This is a genomic window from Chryseobacterium phosphatilyticum, assembly GCF_002899825.2.
GTDB lineage: Bacteria > Bacteroidota > Bacteroidia > Flavobacteriales > Weeksellaceae > Chryseobacterium > Chryseobacterium phosphatilyticum.
Genome location: NZ_PPED02000097.1, coordinates 1 through 455, shown reverse-complemented (window position 1 = coordinate 455; position 455 = coordinate 1). Strand labels below are relative to the sequence as shown.

General features: G+C 58.7%; 1 protein-coding gene. It reads right to left on the bottom strand.

All coding sequences use genetic code 11. The annotated features are described in order from the left end of the window. Positions 1-455: cytochrome c oxidase subunit 3 (locus C1631_RS23635; protein ID WP_109714496.1), on the bottom strand; the 455-nt coding region annotated here is incomplete at both ends.

Genomic DNA, 455 nt, shown 5'->3' with positions numbered 1-455 from the left:
ATACACGATCGTGAAGACGAAGATCCAGACGACGTCGAGAAAGTGCCAATACAGGCTGACGATATTCACCTTGCGCTTCGTCACCGGCGTGATGCCGCGGCGGGCGATCTGGATCATGAGCGCCGTCATCCAGACAAGACCGACCGAAACGTGAAGTCCGTGCGTGCCGACCAGCGTGTAGAACGCCGACCAGAAGGCGCTGGTACCGATGTTTGCGCCCTCTTCAACCAGCTTCGCAAATTCCGTCACTTCCAGATAGATGAAGGACGCGCCGAGCAGCACGGTTACCGCGAGCCAGCCGATCAGCGCTTTTTTGTTGCCTTGATTCATTGCAAGCACGGCGAGCCCGCTGGTGAAGCTGCTTGTCAGCAATATGAAAGTCGAGGCGATGATCCCGCCCAGCTCGAACAGCTCCGGACCGGGGCCTCCGTCCGTGTTGCCCCGCAGCACGATAT